Here is a 19,151-nt window from a genome sequence, read left to right as displayed (position 1 = left end):
TCCGAAGCCAGGCGCCGACAACAAAAGCCGCTATCTCTTCAACTGCTGTAGCCAGGCGAGCGGCGTGGCTGCATACATTGCCGCACAGGTGACCAGGTGAGACTTCCAGGTTTTTTCATTGGGCGCGTGTGCTTCCGGCTCTTTACCGGGGCCAAAACCAATGACCGGAATACCGTGGCGCCCCATAATGGAGACGCCGTTAGTGGAGAAGGTCCATTTATCCACAACGGGGGCCTTGTTAAACAATCCGCGATAGGCTTCGCTGAGCGTAGTAACGGTGATGTGGTCTGGTTCCACTTTCCAGGTAGGGAAGTAGCATTCGGTGGGGTAAACCAACCCGGTCCAGGAAGCGCGCTCGTAGTTATAGAGCGAGACCTCCGCGTTGGCCGCTTTCACCGCTGGCAGCGCGCGGATCTCCTCCAGGGCGCTCTCCCAGGTTTCCCCCCAGGTCAGACGGCGGTCAATGGAGACGGCGCAGCTATCCGCAACGGCGCAGCGGCTTGGAGAGGTAAAGAAAATTTCTGATACGGTGAGCGTACCTTTACCAAGAAATTCATCATGACCAAGCTGGCCAGCCAGTGACTGCAAATCCAGAAGTACTGGCGCCATTTTGAAAATAGCATTGTCGCCGCGTTCAGGGGCAGAGCCGTGGCAGCTTACGCCCTGAACCTCAACCCGGATCTCCATACGACCGCGCTGCCCACGGTATATCTGACAATCGGTAGGCTCAGTGCTGATGACAAATTCGGGACGGATCTTTAGCTGTTCAATAATGTACTGCCAGCAGAGGCCGTCGCAGTCCTCCTCCTGTACCGTACCGGTGACCAGCAGCGTATAGTCATCTTCCAGCTTGAGATCTTTAATGATTTTTGCCGCGTAGACCATCGCGGCCATGCCCCCCTCCTGATCGGATGAACCACGACCACCGATCACCTCGTCGTCTTCCATCCCCTCATAAGGGTCGAAGTGCCAGTTCTTCAGGTTGCCGACGCCGACGGTATCAATGTGTGCGTCCATCGCCAGCAGGCGCGAACCGTGGCCGACGTAGCCCAGAATATTGCCCATAGGATCAATCTCGACCTTGTCAAAGCCGACCTTAATCATCTCTTCGCGAATGCGCTTGATAACGCGCTCTTCATCGCAGCTTTCGCCGGGAATGGCGATCATATCGCGCAGGAAGCGCGTCATATCTGGCTGGTATTTTTTTGCCAGTTTGAGGATGTCCTCATAGGGAATGGGTGTAGACATGTTATCGCTCCTGTTAACGGTTGACGGTTATTCCATTTTTTCCTGCCCACACCACCTCGCGGTAATGACCGGGGTCGGTATCGCCTTCGGTGCTGATGAGCAAAATGCGTGAGGATGGCGTGAGCCTGAGTTCTTTCATCAGCGCATCGCGCTGTGGGTGATGCTGGATCGCGGCAAGGACGCCCATGCCTACCGCGCCCGACTCGCCGGAAACAATGCGCGGGTCGCTACCCACCGGGTTACCCAATACGCGCATGCCCAGTGCGGCCACAGCGTCTTCGCAGGAAATAAAGTGCCGGGAGAGGTCGCGCAGCAGCGGCCAGCCGAGGGGATTAGGTTCGCCGCAGGCCAGACCGGCCATGATGGTGTCCATCTCGCCGCTTACGGCCACAATCGTGTTCTGCTGCGCTGAGCGAAACAGGCAATCTGCTTTGTCCGGCTCAACGATGACGGCATGCAGCGCTTCAATGCCATAGATGTCGCTGAGATAACCCAGCACCCCGGCAGCCATCGCGCCGACGCCTGCCTGGAGAAATACGTGGGTGGGAGGGTCAATATTCATTGCTGCTATCTGCTCGACGGCTTCGTCAGCCAGCGTGGCATAGCCCTGCATGATCCAGCACGGCACCTCCGTGTAACCCTCCCAGGCGGTATCCTGCACAACGCTCCACCCCTTCTCCCGGGCGGTTTTCATGGTCAGGCGCACCGTATCGTCGTAGTTCATGTCGGTGACGATGCACTCCGCTCCCAAATCGGTGATGTGGCTGACGCGCGCGGGAGAGGATCCTTTCGGCATATAGATCACGGCGTGCTGGCCCAGTTCGCGGGCCGCCCAGGCCACGCCGCGACCGTGGTTGCCATCGGTGGTGGTGGCAAAGGTCATCGGTTTTTCATTGCGCTGACGAAAAGCAGAAAAAGAAAAGGTATTGATATCAATGTCGTAGTCTTTACACAGCAGACGGGCGATAGCCCAGGCGCCACCCAGCATTTTAAAGGCGTTGAGAGCAAAGCGCTGCGATTCATCTTTTACCAGCACTTCCTTCACGCCCAGCATCTGTGCGAAGTCAGGCAGTCGGCGCAGCGGCGTAGGCTGGTAGCCCGGCAGCTTGCGGTGAAAATTCCTTGCTTCCTTTGCGCTTTGCCGGTTGAACGTATCGTATTTGGTTGGCGTGAAATGCCCATTCGCAACGATCTGCATTTTTAATGAAAATTGTGACATGGCGTGCCCTTCTTCGATGGAGGAGACAATCAGATCGAGTCATGTGTGGCGACCCGCGTCGCCATTCCAGTCAATATTTAATGCGTGGCTGCGCGGCGTTCAGACGGCGCTGCAACGCCTCGGCTGGATTAGTGAATTTACGCGCGACGATCATGGCGGCGATGATCCAGGGTTTCCAACTGGCTTCTTTATAGGTAGGGATGCGATAACGCTCGAAGACGCTGGCTTCAACTTCGCCCGCTTCGCAGGAGACGCCGGTGATGTCGGCTGGCAGGCAGTGCATATAGAGCGCATTGCCGCCGCGAGTGCGTTTCATTATCTCTTCCGTGCAGTGCCAGTTTTTATGGCCTGCATTCTGTTGCAGACAACGCTGCTCCAGCATTTGCAAACCGACGCTGTCATGACTCCGCAGCAGATCGGTACGCTGCTGCATGACCTGCCACGGTGCCCAGGACTTGGGATAAACGATGTCCGCATCCAGGAAGGCCTCTTCCATGCTGCTGACCTGCCGGAATTTTCCGCCGGATACGGTAGCATTGTTACGCGCGACCTCCAGCACGTCCGGGATCAGGTCATAGCCTTCAGGGTGCGCCAGCGTAACCTCCATGCCAAAGCGGGTCATCAGACCGATAATGCCCTGTGGAACGGAAAGGGGTTTGCCGTAGCTGGGCGAATAGGCCCAGGTCATGGCGATTTTTTTGCCCTTCAGGTTTTCCAACCCTCCAAAGTGCTCCTTCAGCCATGCCAGATCGGCCATTGATTGCGTCGGATGATCGATATCGCACTGTAAGTTGACCAGCGCAGGACGCTGCGGTAGCACGCCCTGCGCAAAGCCGTCGTCCAGCGCGCTACCCACTTCGCGCATATAAGCGTTGCCGGCACCGAGGTACATATCGTCGCGGATGCCGATGGCATCTGCGCAAAAGGAGATCATGTTGGCGGTTTCGCGTACGGTTTCGCCATGGGCGATTTGTGATTTGCCCTCATCCAGATCCTGCTGCGTCAGCCCCAATAGATTGAGCGCCGAGGCATAAGAAAAGCGCGTGCGGGTAGAATTATCGCGAAAGAGAGAAATGCCTAAACCATTATTAAACAACTGCGTATCGATATTTTTTTCCCGCAGGGTTTTCAATGCAGCGGCAATATCCAGTATCTGTTCTAACTCATCGCGAGATTGCTCCCACGTCAGCAAAAAGTCTTTATTAGCCAGATCTGATTTTCTCTGGCCAATGGCATGCAAAAGCGCATTAAGGTTTTCCATTTCGAGGCGGTCCTTGTGACAGAAAAGTTAACCCACGCAGAGCTGACGGGCCGTCGGGCCTCAGATGCCGGGAAAGGCAGTATCGGAGGGATATAATCAACTTTTGTGCCAATCCGCTTTTGCATAATGCTTAATGTGATCCTCTTTCGAAAAATGCATTGATGATCCTCTAAAAACAGGGTTATTAGTGTTTCATCACTTTTATAAAGAGGTAAATAACGATATTTTGCGGGATGCAAAATGGCGGGATTGCCATTCGGCGCGACGAAATAAATAACTCAAAATGAGAAAGCTCAGCGCTATTCTCAAAATGATAAATATCGCGCGCAAAAAAACTGCAAGGAAAGGAGGATCGTTATGGAAGAGACTATCGCAGCGCCCTCGACAATGATGTCCATTCAGACCACTATTCTGAATTTCTGTCATCTGCTGGCGCAGGTATTACAACTGGAAGTTGAAGTTGTCGATCATAAACTGTTGCGCATCGCAGGCACCGGGCCATATGGCAACCGTTTCGGCCAGACCCCGGAAAGCAACACGCTTCTACTCGGAAATGTTATTGAACAGCAAAAAGAGATCCTGATTGCGGACTCTCGATTCAATTCTCTTTGTCAGGGCTGCGACCAGCGCGGCGACTGCAAGGAACGCGCTTTTTTGGGCGTGCCCATCGTAGGAAACCAGCGCTGTTATGGCGTGGTAAGCCTGATTGCCGTTAATGACGATCAGCATCGCCGCCTGGTCGAAAATGCTGAAAACTATATGCAGTATATTCGCTACGTTTCTAATCTGATGGTATCTCAGTTATCAAGTTCCCGACAAAATGAAAGTGAGAGTGATGCTGTGCTAACGTCGCTGCTTACGTCTATGGATCAGGGCGTTATTCTGCTGGATCGTGACGATCGCGTGCAGAAGATTAACGAGCGCGCGCTTCAGCATCTTTATCTTCACCCGTCGGGGCTGGCGCCGGGCACCGTCGTTACGATTGAACCGCTTACCCGCGGCAAGGGTTATACGCAGCACGTTGTCTCGTTTCTCAACCAGCAATTTTTACTGATTGGTCAGCTACAGCGTATCGGCAGGCAAACGCTTTTTATACTCGCTTTTCATCAAAACGCCTCATCGACCCCGGTTGAAACAACGCGACAGGACCCGCTCTTTATCGATCGCGTTATCGGGCAATCAGCGGCAATGAAAAAGGTTAAGCAGCTTATGGCAAGGATCGCCTCCAGCCCTTCCAGCGTGCTGATACTTGGTGAAAGTGGTACGGGTAAAGAGGTGGTTGCGCGCGCCATTCACCGCTTCAGCAGCCGTCATGACAAGCCTTTCGTCGCTATTAACTGCGCAGCGATACCGGAAAACCTGCTGGAAAGCGAACTGTTTGGCTATGTGAAGGGGGCGTTTACCGGTGCCGCGCCAGGAGGTAAGGCCGGCCTGATCCAGTCTGCACACGGTGGTACGCTGTTTTTAGATGAAATTGGCGATATGCCGCTGAGTTTGCAGGCGCGATTACTGCGCGCTATTGAAAGTCGCGAAGTGATGCCGGTGGGCGCCAGTCGTGCGGTGCCGGTGGATATTCGCATTATCTCTGCCACGCATCAAAATCTGGGCAATTACATTGCAGAGGGGCGCTTCAGGGAAGATCTCTATTATCGGTTGAACGTTATTCCCCTCCTGCTACCGCCACTGCGAGATCGTGAAGGCGATCTGGCATTGCTTCTGCACTACTTTATTAATCTGCATTCTCAACGTATTGGCTGTTCCTATCCTGGCATCAGTAAAGAAGTCATGAGGTTGCTTCAGCGCCACCGCTGGCCGGGAAACGTGCGCGAGCTGAGTAATCTTGTTGAATATCTGGTAAATATTGTGCCGGACGGCGAGATGATCGACAGCGCGCTGCTTCCGCCAGTGTTCCACCTTATCCCCCCGATGAAATCTTCACCGACACTTCATGACATGCAGCCTGAAATATGCGATCGCGAAGACACGAATGTTGCGATGGCCGATTTTAAATCTATGGAGAAAACGCTGATTAAAGAGGCGTTGGAACATACCCGCGATAAATCGTTAATCGCCGACCAGTTAGGGATCGGCGTGGCGACGCTTTACCGCAAAATTAAAAAATATGGACTCGACTAGCTTAGCAGGCCGCGTAGTTGTTGATACTGCTCCGGTGTGTCGAGATCCCAGTGAATGCTTTTACTGGTTACCTGCACGTCCTGGCATCCGTGATGCAGCATCAGCTGACGCAAGTTACTTTCTGGCGGCGCGGCGAGAATTGTCGGAGCCAGCGCCGGCGGCAGCAAAACAGGATGGCCTTTACCACTGTCGCAGACCGGACGCTGGCAGCGTATGGCGTTGGGCCTCCACAGGGCTGCGTATATATTGGGATCAACGGCGGGCATATCGCCCGGCACGATAAAAAAAGGTTCCTCTGAGCACAGCGCCGTCACGCCGCGCTGCACTGATGAAAACATCCCCGCTCGGTAAGAGGCATTAAAGCACAGCGCGATCTGGGGATGCTGACGGTAGCGCTGATGCAGCTCATCAGCGCGATGCCCCGTGACTAAAATGACCCGATCGCAAAAGCTGAGCGCGCCACCCAGCGCGCTGTCGAGCACGGTGCCCGTTCCCCATGGAAGCAACATTTTCCATGTTCCCATTCGTTGGGAAAGACCTGCGGCCAGCATGATGCACTCTTTCATCTCTCTGCTCCCTGCCTTTTTACGTCCGGTTTGTCAGGGCGTTTTTAACACCGCTTTAATGGATTTAATGATGGGGTGATAACCGGTACAACGGCAGAGGTTGCCTTCCAGCGCCTCGTAGATCGCTGCGTCATCGGGATGCGGATTGCTGTCGAGCAGCGCTTTGGTGCTCATCAGCACACCCGGCGTACAGAAGCCGCACTGAACACCGCCGTGACGAATAAAAGCATGCTGAAGCTTTCTGCCCTGTTTGCTGAACGCCAGCGCTTCTATGGTGGTGATCTCGGCGCCGTCACACTGCGCCGCCAGCAACAGGCAGGCACAGACGGATTTTCCATCAACAATCACGGTGCAGGCACCGCATTCGCCCACTGAACATCCTTCTTTGGTACCGGTCAAACGGAGGTCTTCCCGTAAAAAATCCAGCAGCCGACGATTATCGTCTACCTCTTTTTCCACCCGAATGCCGTTTACTGTAAGTTTGATACTATTCATGACCTTTCCTTATCTGCCCTGGCTGTTTTTTACGTCGTCCAACATCTGGTGCAGCATGTCTTTCGCCACCGGAATTTTATAAGCCGCCGACCAGCGGTTGCCGATTGTCTTCTCAAGCAGCATTTCCAGCTCGGTTATGCCCGCGCTGATCAAGACGTCGTCAAGCTTCCTGCCCGTCAGCGCTTTTTCAACCGTAATCAGCCGTTGCGGCTTATTCATTAATGCGCCATCCACCAGGCGACACCAGATCAAAATACCGTTAGGGTTAATCAGGAACTGACCGGTAAAGCTCTGGCGGGTGATGTTAAGCGCATTGCGACGGCCTAATTGCAGATAGCGCTGTTGCATCCCAGGCCCATCGTTTTTAAACGGCGGCAGGATCACTGCGCTAAGCAGTTCGCCCTTCTTCATGCAGGTTTTATAGGCAGAAGTCATAAATCCGGCGAGCGGAAGGCGCCGCGTTCCCCGCAGGCTTTGCAGTTCTACTTCCGCATCATAGATAATGAGCGGCGGCACTGAATCCGCGCAGGGCGCCGCATTAACAATATTGCCGCCAAGGGTGGCGCGATTTCGCAACTGAAGTGAACCGATTGTTTTGCACGCCTGCACCAGCAGCGGATAGCGTTCAATCACCAGCGGATGCGCCGTCAAATCGCTGAAGCAGACGCCAGCGCCAATCGTCAGTTCCTCATCGCGCAGCTCAATACGTTTGAGCATGTGCAACCCGGAGATATCAACCAGCGGCACGGGCGCGTTTTTCATGCGCGCCTGCACCAGCACGTCGGTGCCGCCCGCCACGGGCTGCGCGTCCGCTTCCGCCAGCATGCGTAGCGCATCATCCACATTCTCAGGGCGCAGCAGCGTAAGCGTATTAAGGCGCAGCACCTGTTTTTTATCCGCTGATTCCGCCAGCAGCTCACTCTGTCGTACCGGTTTTTTCAGCGCATAGCCAAGACGAACCTGCTCAAGCGTCAGCGGGAGAGTGTAGTTTCTGCGGTTCAGGGCAAAACTGACCGCGTTGTTCAGCGCCGCGCCGCCCAGCTCCAGTACCGGCTCACCGATCACCTTGGCACCGAACGGCCCCGCTTTGTCGTGGTTTTCTACCGCGACGATGTCAATTTCCGGCACATCTTTGATGGTGGGCAGCAGATAGGTGTCGAAATTTTCTGATTTCACCTCACCCTGTTCGATATTGAACTCCTCCAGCATACCGTAGCCGACCAGCCCCTGAACAATTCCGCCATAAACCTGGCCCTCAAAGCCCACCTTATTAATCACTTTGCCGACGTCATGCACCGCCGTAACCTTATTGATAGTGATTTTTCCGGTACGAGTATCCACCGCGATATCAGCGATCTGACAGGCGTAGACCCAGGTAAAGTAAGGGCTGCCGCAGCCTTTTTCTTCATCCCAGTGAATATCGGGCGCGACGTGCCAGCCATAGGCTGAAAGGTTGGCGCCGGTGGCTTTGGTGAGATCGACAACCTGCTGGAAGCCGAGCCGTTTCCATGGGGAGTGACGGTTAAACACTTTGCCATTTTCCCACACCAGATCGCCCGGGCTCTCCGTTGCAAGCGTTTCCATAATCGCGTCCGCCATGCGCTGCTTGATTTTATTCGCCGCGCTGAGGACTGCCTGGCCGCCCATTAACGTACCGCGCGAGGCCACCGTTGAACCGCCATCGGCGATCATGGCCGTTGCCGGCTCGCTGAAGGTGATGCGATCGAGACCGAGGCCAAAAGCCTCGGCGGCAATGATCGACATGGTGGTTTGCAGCCCCTGTCCGTTTTCAGAGACGGAGGTGGAGATGTTAATACTGCCATCGGCATTAACCTGCATCAGGGCAGAGGAGGCATCCAGCCCCTCAGCGCCCAGAGAGCAGCCGCGATGACTGACGGCCAGGCCGATGCCATATTTAACCGGGCCGGCCTGACGATTAAGCTCGCGGTAGCGTTTTCTTTTCTCAACAAAGTCGCTTTTAGCGAGCGCTTTTTCGAGCACCTCCTGCGCGGAAACGCGATGCTCGCTCAGGCGCTGCCCCGCCATGCTGATATCGTCCTGATGCAGAATATTGCGCAGCCTTAGCTCTACGGGCGACATGCCCAGTTTCTCCGCCACCTCGTCCATCAGTGACTCATTAGCGAAAATTACCTGCGGCGCGCCAAAGCCACGGTAGGCCGAGGTGTAATTGTTATTGGTATAGACGCCGGTAACGTCAATGCGCACGTTGGGAATATTGTAAGGACCAGCAGCCTGCACCGAACTGCGCCAGGTGACGAATACCGTCTGACCGGCGTAGCTGCCGCCATCCGCTATGACATTAATTTTTATTGCCTGAATATGGCCGTGATCGTCCAGGCCAATTTTGTAACGCATCAGATAAGGGTGGCGCTTATAGCTTTCGCGCATCGACTGTTCGCGATTGTAGGACATTTTTATTGGGCGACCGGTCAACTGAGCAAGCAGCGCAGCACGGCAGGCAAGGTGATCGATAATATCATCCTTGCCGCCGAAGGAGCCGCCGAGTATTGAACGCTTTACATTCACTTTTGACTGCGGCAGATCGAGATATTTCGCCACCATACCGCGCAGACGGTGCGCATTTTGAATGGAGCCATAAAGGGTGAGGATCTGTTGATCGTCATCGATACAGGCGGTAATCGACTCCGGCTCAATATAGCCATGCTCCTGGAAACCGACCTCATACTCACGTTCAAATATATGGCTGGAGGCGGCAAAACCCGCTTCGATATCGCCCTTGACGGTGTGATGGTGGTTAATGATGTTGTCTGCGCGGTTGCTATGGATCAACCGCGCACCGGGACTCATCGCCTCTTTCACAGAGGTTATGGGCGTCCAGGGGCGATAGGTGACGCGAATAGTTTCCGCCGCCTGGCAGGCAGCCCCATAGGTTTCGGCGGCGATCACGGCAATAACGTCGCCGCGAAACGCGATCTCCCGGTCAATGATTGGCGGGTAGTCGGCGGTGACTACGCCGATGTGCTTCTGACCGGGAATATCTTTCCAGGTCGCAATACGTACCACGCCGGGTACTTTCTCTGCATCGGCGATGTCCAGCGTTTCGATCTCGCCCGCAGCGATATCCGCATAGCGGCAGACGCCGTAAAGCATGTTTTTGAAGACGAGATCGTCGCCGTAGATTGCAGAGCCTTTCACCTTTGCCAGCCCGTCAACGCGAGATACTTCTGTGCCCGCCAAAAGTGTTTTCATAGCGCCATGCTCCCTTCAGGTAAATTTCAGGCGAATGCCTGTCCTTACTTCAGGATTAGCAAAGGCTGTGCCAGAGCGGCAGAATAGCGCGCAGGGTACGTCTGGCAGGCGTTTTCGCCGGGCAGACATCCTTTTTTTCTCTCCTGTCTCCGGATAGTTTTTCAATTTGAGCGGTAACTTTCTCAAAGTGAGAAAAATGCGTTTCAATGTCGCATCACATCAGTGGCTTGCCGCCAGTAATGGGCCGCTTCTGCGAGTTTACTCACAGAACCCGCTTATTTATGGCGATCCGCGCAGGATTGTCCTCCTTTTTGCATAGCGAACGACTGGCAATGTCGTGCGAAAGAAAGGGATAACAATGAACCACTTTATTATTGCTGACTCAGAGGCGTGCATTGGCTGCCATGTTTGCGAGGTGGCGTGTGCACTTTCTCATCATCAGGAGCGCTGGCCGGAAAAGCGCTCGGATTTCCGGCCGCGCATTCATCTGATCGTGCAGAATGAGGCCCTGATACCTTCAACCTGTCGTCAGTGTAATGATGCGCCCTGCGTAAAAAGTTGTCCGACCGATGCGCTGGTATTTACCGACGACAGCATACAAATCAGGGAAGAAAGATGTATCGGCTGCAAAAACTGCCTGCTCGCCTGTCCGTTTGGCGCGATTGAACCCTCCGCTGAGGCGACGACGGTGATTAAATGCGATCTTTGCCGTCACAGCGCCAGCGGGCAGCCCGCCTGTGTGGCGAGTTGCCCGACTCAGGCATTGCAGGTGATGGACGATAGCGCGCTGACGCGCCTGCGGCTTGGTCGTCAGCGCGCCAGCGCGAAACCGAAAAAGACACTGCCCCCGCGCCGCCCGGCAGTGCTTACGAAGCCAGCGCGTATCGGCGCGCAAAAAGTAGCCGCCGACTTGCGTAAAACGAATTTCAAAGAAATTTACCCGGTGCTTGCTCCTGAACAGGCACGTTATGAAGCCGCGCGCTGCCTTTACTGCGCACAGAAAGCCTGGTGCGGCTGGACTTGCCCGCTGCATAACGGCATTCCTGATTTCGTTCGTCTCGCTGGCGAAGCACGTCTTATCGACGCCGCCCGTCTCTCTCATCAAACCAGCAGCCTGCCTGAAATATGCGGGCGGGTTTGTCCACAGGATCGGCTATGCGAAGGCGCCTGTACCCTGAACGGGGAGGGTGGCGCGGTCACCATCGGTAATATTGAGCGCTACATCACCGACGCCGCGCTGGCACAAGGCTGGCGGCCGGATCTCAGCGAGGTTAAACCGCGCTCTGAAAAGGTTGCCGTCATCGGTGCCGGTCCGGCGGGCCTTGGCTGTGCCGACATCCTGGTGCGTCAGGGCGTGAGCGTAGAGGTGTTCGATCGTTACCCGGAGATCGGCGGGCTGCTTACCTTTGGCATCCCCTCTTTTAAGCTGGAAAAACAGCTGATGATTAATCGACGCGACATTTTCAGCGAGATGGGTATCCGGTTTCATCTTAACTGCGAGGTGGGGCGCGACATCGCTTTTAGCGAACTATTGAAAGAATACGACGCCGTCTTCCTTGGCGTTGGCACCTACGGACTGATGCGAGCTGGCCTTGAGCATGAAGAGGCGCCCGGCGTGCTACAGGCCTTGCCTTATCTGATCGCCAATACGCGTCGGGTGATGGGGATCGGGGACGACCCTGAGGCGCCCTACATTTCGCTAACTGGTAAACGCGTCGTCGTGTTGGGCGGCGGCGATACCGCCATGGACTGCCTGCGCACCGCGGTGCGACAGCAGGCAAGCGAGGTGATTTGCGCCTATCGACGTGATGAAAAAAGCATGCCGGGCTCGAAAAAAGAGGTGACTAACGCCCGTGAAGAGGGCGTGGAATTTATGTTTAACGTGTTGCCGCAGTATATCGAACTGGATGTTGAAGGCGTATTAAGCGGTATCGGCCTGGTACGTACCGCGCCCGGCCAGCCCGGCAGCGATGGCAGACGTCGCCCTGAACCGCTGGCCGGTTCGGAGTTCGTGCTTAAAGCGGACGCGCTGATCATGGCATTTGGTTTTCAACCCCATGCTATGCCGTGGCTGAGCGGACACGGCGTTGATTTTGATCGCTGGGGGCTGATAAAAACCGGCGGTGCAGGGCGTACGCCAACGCAGACGGCAAATCCGAAAGTTTTTGCCGCCGGGGATGCGGTGCACGGCGCCGATCTGGTAGTCACCGCCATGGCGGAAGGACGCCGTGCCGCCAGGGAGATGATCATGATGTTTAACAACAGTATTCAGGAGCAGGGAGCATGAATAACTTCATTGTTGCCACCGCAGAACGCTGCATTGGCTGCCACACCTGTGAAGTCGCCTGTGCGGTCATCCACGCCGGGACAATTGCGGTGAGCGACGCGGACTATTTCCCGCGCCTCCGGGTCATCCGGGAAGGGGTAATCAGCGCGCCCGTGATGTGTCGTCAATGTGAACGTGCGCCCTGTATCGCCGCCTGCCCGGTTGATGCGCTGCGGCAGGGCGAAAACGGCATTGAGGCGCTGGACGCGCGCTGCATCGATTGCAAAAGCTGCATGGTCGCCTGCCCGTTCGGTGCCATTGAGATTGTCAGACGCGTTGCCGACGCCGAAAAAAGGGAGGAGCGTTTGATTGCAAAATGCGACCTCTGCGCCGCCAGCGACGACGGCCCTGCCTGCGTTCGCGTTTGTCCTACCGAGGCGCTGGCGCTGGTCACGCCAGCCGCTCTGGATGCGCAACAGCGAAAACGGCAGCAGCAAGTCGCGCAGAAAATGGCCGGTGTTAGCTCGTTATAAAGGAGAACTCAGTAATGGAAAACGTTATTACCGTCTGTCCCTATTGCGGCTGCGGCTGCAAAATCGCCTTACAGATCAGGGAAGGAAAAATCGTCGGCGCCACAGGTGCGCAGGGCGTGACCAATCAGGGTGAGCTGTGTCTTAAAGGCTATTTCGGCTGGGAATTTCTCAACGACACACGTCGGCTCACGCCGCGCCTGAAGCAGCCCGCCATTCGCCGCAAACGCGGTGGGCCGTTTGAAGCCGTCAGTTGGGATGAAGCGATCGCTTTTGTCAGCTCGCGATTGAAAAAGATCCGCGAACGCCACGGCCCGGAAAGTATTATGGCCACCGGCTCCTCGCGCGGACCCGGCAATGAAACCAACTACGTAATGCAAAAATTTGTTCGCGCGGTGCTGGGCAGTAATAACGTCGACTGCTGCGCACGCGTCTGCCACGCGCCCTCGGTCGCTGGCCTGCAAATGACGCTGGGCAACGGCGCAATGAGCAATTCCATTGAAGATATTGAAAAAAGCGATTGCCTGCTGATTTTTGGCTATAACGCGGCGGACTCGCATCCTGTCATTGCCCGGCGCATTTTACGCGCGCGGGATCGGGGCGCCAAAATCATCGTCTGCGATCCGCGCTACATCGAAAGCGCGAGGTTGGCCGATCTCTGGCTACCGCTGAAAAACGGCAGCAACATGGCACTGGTCAACGCATTCGCCAATGTGCTGGTCACGGAGAAGCTATGGAACCGCAGCTACATTGATAAATATGTGGAGGGTGTTGAAGAGTGGCTGGAGGTGGTGAATCGCTATACGCCCGAATCAGTCAGTGACATTACCGGTCTGGCTCCGGATCTCATCCGTCAGGCCATGCGCATTTACGCTACAGCGAAAAATGCCACCATATTATGGGGCATGGGCGTTACCCAATGGGGACAAGGTGTGGACGTGGTAAAAGGGCTGTCCGGGCTGGCGTTGGCAACCGGAAACTTTGGTCGTCCGGGCGTAGGCGTCGGGCCAGTCAGAGGGCAAAATAATGTGCAGGGTGCCTGCGACATGGGCGCTTTGCCAAATTTGTTTCCTGGTTATCAATCCGTTACGGATAAGAAGACGCGCGATAAGTTTGCGGCCGCGTGGGGCGTCAGCACGCTCAGCGATAAGCCAGGCCACGCCATTACCGATGTTCCTCATCTGGCGCTGGAGGGAAAACTACGCGCCTACTGGATAATGGGCGAAGATCCCCTGCAAACCGAACCTGACCTCGCCCTGATGCGCCGGGCGATGGAAAAGCTGGAGCTGATTATCGTGCAGGATATTTTCATGACCAAAACGGCGGAAGTGGCCGACGTGCTGCTGCCCGCCACCAGTTGGGGCGAGCATGAAGGCGTTTATACCAGCGCGGATCGCGGCTTTCAGCGCTTTTATAAAGCGGTGGCGCCGCAGGGCAACGTGCTGCCCGACTGGGAAATTATCAGTCGAATGGCGCGGGCGATGGGCTATCCGATGCAATATAAAAATAATGAAGAGATCTGGAATGAACTGCGTGCGCTTTGTCCGCTCTTTGCCGGCGTCACCTGGGAAAAAATGGCAGATTTAGGCTATGTGCAGTGGCCCTGTGGCGACGAGCAGCATCCCGGCACGCCCTGGCTTTACGAGAACAATGTTTTCTCTCGTCCCTCCGGCAAAGGTCTGCTCTTCGCCTGCGACTGGCGACCGCCGCAGGAGAACATCAGTGCCGAATGGCCGCTGGTGTTATGTACCGTTCGCGAGGTTGGCCACTACAGTTGCCGCTCCATGACTGGCAACTGCCATGCGCTGAGCGCTCAGGCCGACGAGCCGGGCAGGGTGCAGATGAATACGCAGGACGCCGCTCAACTCGGCATTAACGATGGCGAACTGGTGTGGGTTTCTTCGCGCAGGGGCAAGGTTATCAGCCGGGCCGCGGTCAGCGAGCGCACCAATCGCGGCGCGGTCTATATGACCTATCAATGGTGGATTGGCGCCTGTAACGAACTGACGGTGGATGTCGTCGATCCCGTCTCGAAAACGCCGGAATTTAAGTATTGTGCGGTGAAAATTGAAAAAATCGACGACGCGAACTGGGCGGAGAATTACGTCAATGAACGCTACACGCAATTGAAAAAAAGACTGGCGGAGACGGCCGCGCCGCTGGCGTAAAGCCATAACAAAACGCCCCGAATCGGGGCGTCAGGATTACTTCAGCGTAATCGTTTTGATGATGCTTTCCGCATCGGTTTGCGACTGCTGCTGGTTATCCGCTGGCAGGGTGATTTGCAGCGTCAGCAGTTTGCCTTCGCTTTTCGCCAGCACCACGCTTGACCAGGAAGACTGGTTTTTGGCTGAAATAACAGAATCCAGCTGCTGCGCGGGCTGGCCCTTCAAATCAATTGATTTGTTGGAAACCAGCTGAAGCTGCGGATCGCGATTGCGCTGTTGCTGCTCCAGACGTTTAGCGAGCACGTCCAGGCTCTCGTTTGTCGCATCGCCTTCAATCACGATAAGAGCTTTTTGCCCGGTGGCATCGGCGTAAACGTGCATGTTATTAGACTGCGTGCCCATTTTTCCGCTCTGATCGGACATGCCCGCAGGCAGAGTAAAGCTCAGCTTGCCGTCCAGTAATGTCACGTTTTGGCTGCTCTGGCTGCTGCTCACGCCATTGTCATCGGCTGCGGCTTTGTCATCGTTGCCGTCGCAGGCGGCCAGTCCGACCACCAGTAAGCCGATACCGGCGTACTTCACTAGATTACGCATTATTCTTCCTTTTACGTTAGTTCAGCCACTCATAAGATAATAATTGCTCAGCAAAAGCAACCGACTATCAGACTAGCCGAAGCTCGCCTGTGCGCCAGTAGATTTTTCCGCTAAGCGCTTCAGCATCGCATTCAGCAGCACGCCATAGGCAGGCAGGAAGAAGACCAGGCAAATAAGGAGCTTGAAGCTGTAATCCACCAGCGCGATTTCCACCCAGTGCTGCGCCATAAAGGCATCGGTGCTCTTGTAAAACGCGATAAAAAAGAAGGCCAGCGTATCGCTGATGTTCCCTAAAAACATGGCGGTAGCAGGCGCCAGCCACCACTGCGGCCGCTGACGCAGACGGTTAAAGACGTGCACATCGAGGATCTGCCCCAGCGCGTAGGCCATAAAGCTGGCGCAGGCGATACGCGCCACGAAGAGATTGAACGCCTGTAGCGCAGGGAACCCCTGCCATTCTCCCTGGTAAAACAGCGCTGAAACGGCGTAGGAGATAAACAACGCGGGGACCATCACGGCCAGAATGATGCGGCGGGCCAGCGGCGCGCCGAAAATGCGCACGGTCAGATCGGTTGCCAGGAAAATAAACGGAAAGCTGAAGGCGCCCCAGGTGGTATGGAAACCAAAGATGGAAATGGGCAGCTGCACCAGATAGTTACTGGAGGTGATCACCAGCACGTGGAATAACGACAGCCAGATCAGCGCGTGTCTACGCTGACGAGAAGAGAACGAAATCATCAATGTGCCTTTTTGAACAGTGGGGTGAGGGAACCCAATTAATCATGTCTCGCGGTGCGAGTGCGCGGCATGTTACTCCATCAGTCTGCCAATGCAACGGTTAATTTATGCGCAAACGTTTTCGCATGGTGCGAGGTTGCGAAGGACGCTGCGGCGGGTAAAATAGCGGACAACTGTAATCCGTCTGAGAGCGCCATGAACAATCTGTTCGCCAATCCTGACAAAACCCTTGATGCCCTGGGCCTGCGCTGCCCGGAGCCGGTGATGATGGTGCGCAAAACCGTGCGTCACATGGCAGAGGGCGAAACGCTGTTGATCATTGCTGACGATCCCGCCACCACGCGCGACATACCCGGCTTCTGCCGCTTTATGGAGCATACGCTGGTGGCGCAAAATACCGATGAAATGCCCTACCGCTATTTATTGAAGAAAGGGCTTTAAGACTTATTTCTGCCGCAGCAGGCGAAGTGCGTTAGCGGTCACTAACGCGGTGGCGCCTGAGTCCGCCAGTACCGCCAGCCACAGGCCGGTTATTCCCAATAACGTGGTGAGCAGAAACACGGCCTTCAGCCCCAGTGCAATCGCCACGTTTTGACGGATGTTGACATGGGTGGCGCGCGACAGGCGGATCATCGCGGCAAGCCCGCCCAGTCGGTTGTGCGTCAGCGCCGCGTCGGCCGTCTCCAGCGCGACGTCGCTGCCGCTGCCCATTGCAATGCCGATGGTGGCTGCCTTCATGGCGGGCGCGTCGTTGATGCCGTCGCCCACCATCGCAACCGGTGTTTTCTGGTTCAGTTCGGCAATGGCCGCCACTTTTTCAGCAGGCAGCAGCCCGGCACGATGCGCGATACCCAGTTCACCGGCAATCACCGCCGCCGCGCGGGCGTTATCGCCGGTGAGCATAATGCAATCGATATTCATGGCTTTCAGTTCCGCAAGCGCGGCTCGCGCGTCCTCGCGCAAATTATCGCGCAGGCCAATCAGGCCGGTTGGGTTGCCCTCTTTTAACAGCACTACTACCGTTTGTCCCGTCGACTCAAGCGCGATAACTCTTTCCAACGCTTCTGCCTGCAATAAATTTGCTTCAAGCCGCGAAGGCGCAATCAGAGATAGTTTGTAACCACTCACAAACCCCTCAATGCCGCTGCCCGGAAGGGCGTGTAGATCGGAGGCGGCGGGAACCTTCAGTTCTGACGCCTGCGCTCTGGCAACAATGGCCTGCGCCAGCGGGTGCGTCGAACCGGTTTCAATGGCGGCAGCGTTTGCCAGGATTTCTGTTTCGCTTATGTTTGCCAGCGCCACCACCGCCATCACCTGCGGCTTCCCGGCCGTCAGCGTGCCGGTTTTATCAAATGCCACCGTGCCAATACCGTTCAGGCTCTCCAGCGCCGCCCCGCCTTTAATCAGCGCACCGCGACGGGTTGCCGCCGCCAGCGCTGAGGTAATGGCCGCCGGCGTGGAGATGACCAGCGCGCACGGGCAGCCAATCAGCAACAGCGTCAGGCCTTTATAGATCCACGGCTGCCAGGCCGCGGCAAACAGCAGCGGCGGTATCACCGCCGCCAGCAATGAGAGCGCCATAATCATCGGCGTATAGATACGACTGAAGCGATCGAGAAAACGCTCAATGGGCGCCCGACGCGTCTCCGCTTCCTCAATCAGATGAAGAATACGATCGATAGCGCTCTCGCCCGGCTGCGAGGTGACTTCCAGCCTGACCTGACGATCGATGCTCAGGCTCCCTGCGGTGAGCCGTTCTCCCTGTCGGCGATCAACCGGCACCGACTCGCCGGTCAGTGCGCTTTCGTCGAAGCTGGCAAAAGGGGAAAGCAGCTTCGCATCGGTTGGCAGTCGGGAGCCGGGCGCAACCTCAATAATATCGCCGGGGCGAAGCGCAGCCGGCGAAACAACCTCTCGCGTTTCATGACGAATGCGGACGGCATTTTCCGGCTGGAGGGCCATCAGAGCAGTGATGCCGCGACGCGCGCGCCCGGCCGCAAATGCTTCCAGACGTTCGCCAAGCATAAACAGCAGCAGTACCATAGCCGCCTCTGCCGTGGCGCCGATAAACAGCGCACCCACCGCTGCCACGCTCATCAGCGTTTCGATAGAAAAGGGCGCGCCACTTCTCATCAGGCGCAACGCGTTGCGTGCCACCGGAAAGACGCCGACCAGCGTGGTAACAATGAAAGCTATGTATCCCGCCTGCGCGTCAACCTGCTCAATCAGCCAGCTGGCCGTCATCAGCACGGCCAGAAGAATAAGCAAACCGTTTTCCTGCCAGAAACCGGGTGTTTTGGCCTCTGTTCGCGGCGTATCGTTGCGGTGGAGCGAAAATCCTGCGCGACCGACCGCCTCCTCAACCTCACTGCGCACGTCCTCACTGGCGCTGACGGCCAGTTTTTGCGTGGCAAACAGGACGCGAACATCATTCACCGCCGCGAGTCGCGCTACCGCGTTTTCGATTTTTCGGGCGCAGGCGGGGCAGTCCATACCGGTAATTTGCCAGCTGTAGCTATCGCCTGTGTCGGGCGCCGGGCGCGGTGTCTCACTGGCGCAGCAGGCGCCCTGCGTGCAGCAGTCGGGCGCAGGGGCGACAATGGCGGAGATTTTGCCGATGACCGGCGCGGGTTGCAGGCCGCCGTTACGATCGCGGCGAGAAGTGGGCTGATGCATGACGTCTCCTGATGCGGACGATG

The 19,151-nt window shown here is 56.2% G+C and carries 14 protein-coding genes; 5 read left to right on the top strand and 9 right to left on the bottom strand.

Translation table 11 applies throughout. The annotated features are described in order from the left end of the window. Nucleotides 1-30: 30 nt before the first annotated feature. The 3 genes from GS12_RS06480 to ygeW form a co-directional block, all read right to left on the bottom strand. Complete coding sequence (locus GS12_RS06480) at nucleotides 31-1,248, bottom strand: YgeY family selenium metabolism-linked hydrolase (RefSeq protein WP_034945055.1); 1,218 nt, start codon at nucleotides 1,246-1,248, stop codon at nucleotides 31-33. A 13-nt stretch (nucleotides 1,249-1,261) separates the two neighbouring features. Next, on the bottom strand, nucleotides 1,262-2,467 hold the full coding sequence (gene dpaL, locus GS12_RS06475; protein ID WP_034945053.1) for a diaminopropionate ammonia-lyase: 1,206 nt from the start codon (nucleotides 2,465-2,467) through the stop codon (nucleotides 1,262-1,264). Nucleotides 2,468-2,537: 70 nt separating this feature from the next. After that, the gene (ygeW, locus tag GS12_RS06470) at nucleotides 2,538-3,728 is read right to left on the bottom strand and encodes a knotted carbamoyltransferase YgeW (protein ID WP_034945050.1); all 1,191 of its coding nucleotides are present in this window, start codon (nucleotides 3,726-3,728) and stop codon (nucleotides 2,538-2,540) included. Between the two features lie 357 nt (nucleotides 3,729-4,085). Between ygeW and GS12_RS06465 the strand changes: the two genes are divergently transcribed. After that, entirely contained in the window at nucleotides 4,086-5,864 is a 1,779-nt protein-coding gene (locus tag GS12_RS06465) for a sigma 54-interacting transcriptional regulator (protein WP_235421094.1), read from the top strand. Here the strand turns inward: GS12_RS06465 and GS12_RS06460 are convergent. The 3 genes from GS12_RS06460 to GS12_RS06450 are packed head-to-tail and all read right to left on the bottom strand — an operon-like array spanning nucleotide 5,861 to nucleotide 10,156. Beyond that, on the bottom strand, nucleotides 5,861-6,430 hold the full coding sequence (locus GS12_RS06460) for a CTP--molybdopterin cytidylyltransferase (protein ID WP_034945047.1): 570 nt from the start codon (nucleotides 6,428-6,430) through the stop codon (nucleotides 5,861-5,863). The genes GS12_RS06465 and GS12_RS06460 overlap by 4 nt on opposite strands. A 33-nt stretch (nucleotides 6,431-6,463) precedes the next feature. Further along, nucleotides 6,464-6,925: a (2Fe-2S)-binding protein gene (locus tag GS12_RS06455; RefSeq protein ID WP_034945044.1), complete on the bottom strand. Its 462-nt coding sequence runs from the start codon at nucleotides 6,923-6,925 to the stop codon at nucleotides 6,464-6,466. Between the two features lie 9 nt (nucleotides 6,926-6,934). Continuing rightward, on the bottom strand, nucleotides 6,935-10,156 hold the full coding sequence (locus GS12_RS06450) for a molybdopterin cofactor-binding domain-containing protein (RefSeq protein ID WP_034945041.1): 3,222 nt from the start codon (nucleotides 10,154-10,156) through the stop codon (nucleotides 6,935-6,937). A 358-nt stretch (nucleotides 10,157-10,514) separates the two neighbouring features. Between GS12_RS06450 and GS12_RS06445 the strand changes: the two genes are divergently transcribed. Genes GS12_RS06445 through fdhF form a run of 3 tightly spaced genes read left to right on the top strand, consistent with a single transcriptional unit; the run spans nucleotide 10,515 to nucleotide 15,120 of the window. Continuing rightward, nucleotides 10,515-12,443, top strand: coding sequence for an FAD-dependent oxidoreductase (locus GS12_RS06445; protein WP_034945038.1), 1,929 nt, complete (start codon nucleotides 10,515-10,517; stop codon nucleotides 12,441-12,443). Further along, a complete protein-coding gene (locus tag GS12_RS06440; protein WP_034945035.1) occupies nucleotides 12,440-12,955 on the top strand; it encodes a 4Fe-4S dicluster domain-containing protein in 516 nt (171 codons plus the stop codon). Before GS12_RS06445 ends, GS12_RS06440 begins: the two co-directional genes overlap by 4 nt. A 14-nt stretch (nucleotides 12,956-12,969) precedes the next feature. After that, nucleotides 12,970-15,120, top strand: a complete 2,151-nt coding sequence (fdhF, locus tag GS12_RS06435; protein WP_034945033.1) for a formate dehydrogenase subunit alpha — start codon at nucleotides 12,970-12,972, stop codon at nucleotides 15,118-15,120. Between the two features lie 36 nt (nucleotides 15,121-15,156). Here the strand turns inward: fdhF and GS12_RS06430 are convergent, their stop codons facing one another. Then, complete coding sequence (locus GS12_RS06430; protein WP_034917739.1) at nucleotides 15,157-15,714, bottom strand: DcrB family lipoprotein; 558 nt, start codon at nucleotides 15,712-15,714, stop codon at nucleotides 15,157-15,159. A 72-nt stretch (nucleotides 15,715-15,786) separates the two neighbouring features. Beyond that, nucleotides 15,787-16,452 carry a 7-cyano-7-deazaguanine/7-aminomethyl-7-deazaguanine transporter gene (locus GS12_RS06425; protein ID WP_034945030.1) on the bottom strand — a complete coding sequence of 222 codons (666 nt, stop codon included), beginning with the start codon at nucleotides 16,450-16,452 and terminating at the stop codon, nucleotides 15,787-15,789. 195 nt (nucleotides 16,453-16,647) lie between these two features. Here GS12_RS06425 and tusA point away from each other — a divergent pair, with 195 nt between their 5' ends. Further along, nucleotides 16,648-16,893, top strand: coding sequence for a sulfurtransferase TusA (gene tusA, locus GS12_RS06420; RefSeq protein WP_034919476.1), 246 nt, complete (start codon nucleotides 16,648-16,650; stop codon nucleotides 16,891-16,893). A 3-nt stretch (nucleotides 16,894-16,896) separates the two neighbouring features. Here tusA and GS12_RS06415 read toward each other — a convergent pair whose 3' ends face one another. After that, nucleotides 16,897-19,128 carry a zinc/cadmium/mercury/lead-transporting ATPase gene (locus tag GS12_RS06415; protein WP_034945028.1) on the bottom strand — a complete coding sequence of 744 codons (2,232 nt, stop codon included), beginning with the start codon at nucleotides 19,126-19,128 and terminating at the stop codon, nucleotides 16,897-16,899. Between the last annotated feature and the right edge of the window lie 23 nt (nucleotides 19,129-19,151).

The organism is Erwinia oleae (genome assembly GCF_000770305.1).
In the GTDB taxonomy this organism is placed as follows: Bacteria; Pseudomonadota; Gammaproteobacteria; order Enterobacterales; family Enterobacteriaceae; genus Erwinia; species Erwinia oleae.
Note: the sequence above shows the minus strand (reverse complement) of the source record. Positions and strands in the feature narration are given on the sequence as shown.

Excerpts from the sequence above, each read along its gene's own strand:
- GS12_RS06440 (WP_034945035.1), top strand. The coding sequence starts at position 12,440 with ATGAATAACTTCATTGTTGCCACCGCAGAACGCTGCATTGGCTGCCAC.
- GS12_RS06430 (WP_034917739.1), bottom strand. The coding sequence starts at position 15,714 with ATGCGTAATCTAGTGAAGTACGCCGGTATCGGCTTACTGGTGGTCGGA.
- ygeW (WP_034945050.1), bottom strand. The coding sequence starts at position 3,728 with ATGGAAAACCTTAATGCGCTTTTGCATGCCATTGGCCAGAGAAAATCA.
- tusA (WP_034919476.1), top strand. The coding sequence starts at position 16,648 with ATGAACAATCTGTTCGCCAATCCTGACAAAACCCTTGATGCCCTGGGC.
- GS12_RS06445 (WP_034945038.1), top strand. The coding sequence starts at position 10,515 with ATGAACCACTTTATTATTGCTGACTCAGAGGCGTGCATTGGCTGCCAT.
- GS12_RS06465 (WP_235421094.1), top strand. The coding sequence starts at position 4,086 with ATGGAAGAGACTATCGCAGCGCCCTCGACAATGATGTCCATTCAGACC.
- dpaL (WP_034945053.1), bottom strand. The coding sequence starts at position 2,467 with ATGTCACAATTTTCATTAAAAATGCAGATCGTTGCGAATGGGCATTTC.
- GS12_RS06460 (WP_034945047.1), bottom strand. The coding sequence starts at position 6,430 with ATGAAAGAGTGCATCATGCTGGCCGCAGGTCTTTCCCAACGAATGGGA.
- GS12_RS06480 (WP_034945055.1), bottom strand. The coding sequence starts at position 1,248 with ATGTCTACACCCATTCCCTATGAGGACATCCTCAAACTGGCAAAAAAA.
- GS12_RS06425 (WP_034945030.1), bottom strand. The coding sequence starts at position 16,452 with ATGATTTCGTTCTCTTCTCGTCAGCGTAGACACGCGCTGATCTGGCTG.
- GS12_RS06450 (WP_034945041.1), bottom strand. The coding sequence starts at position 10,156 with ATGAAAACACTTTTGGCGGGCACAGAAGTATCTCGCGTTGACGGGCTG.
- fdhF (WP_034945033.1), top strand. The coding sequence starts at position 12,970 with ATGGAAAACGTTATTACCGTCTGTCCCTATTGCGGCTGCGGCTGCAAA.
- GS12_RS06415 (WP_034945028.1), bottom strand. The coding sequence starts at position 19,128 with ATGCATCAGCCCACTTCTCGCCGCGATCGTAACGGCGGCCTGCAACCC.
- GS12_RS06455 (WP_034945044.1), bottom strand. The coding sequence starts at position 6,925 with ATGAATAGTATCAAACTTACAGTAAACGGCATTCGGGTGGAAAAAGAG.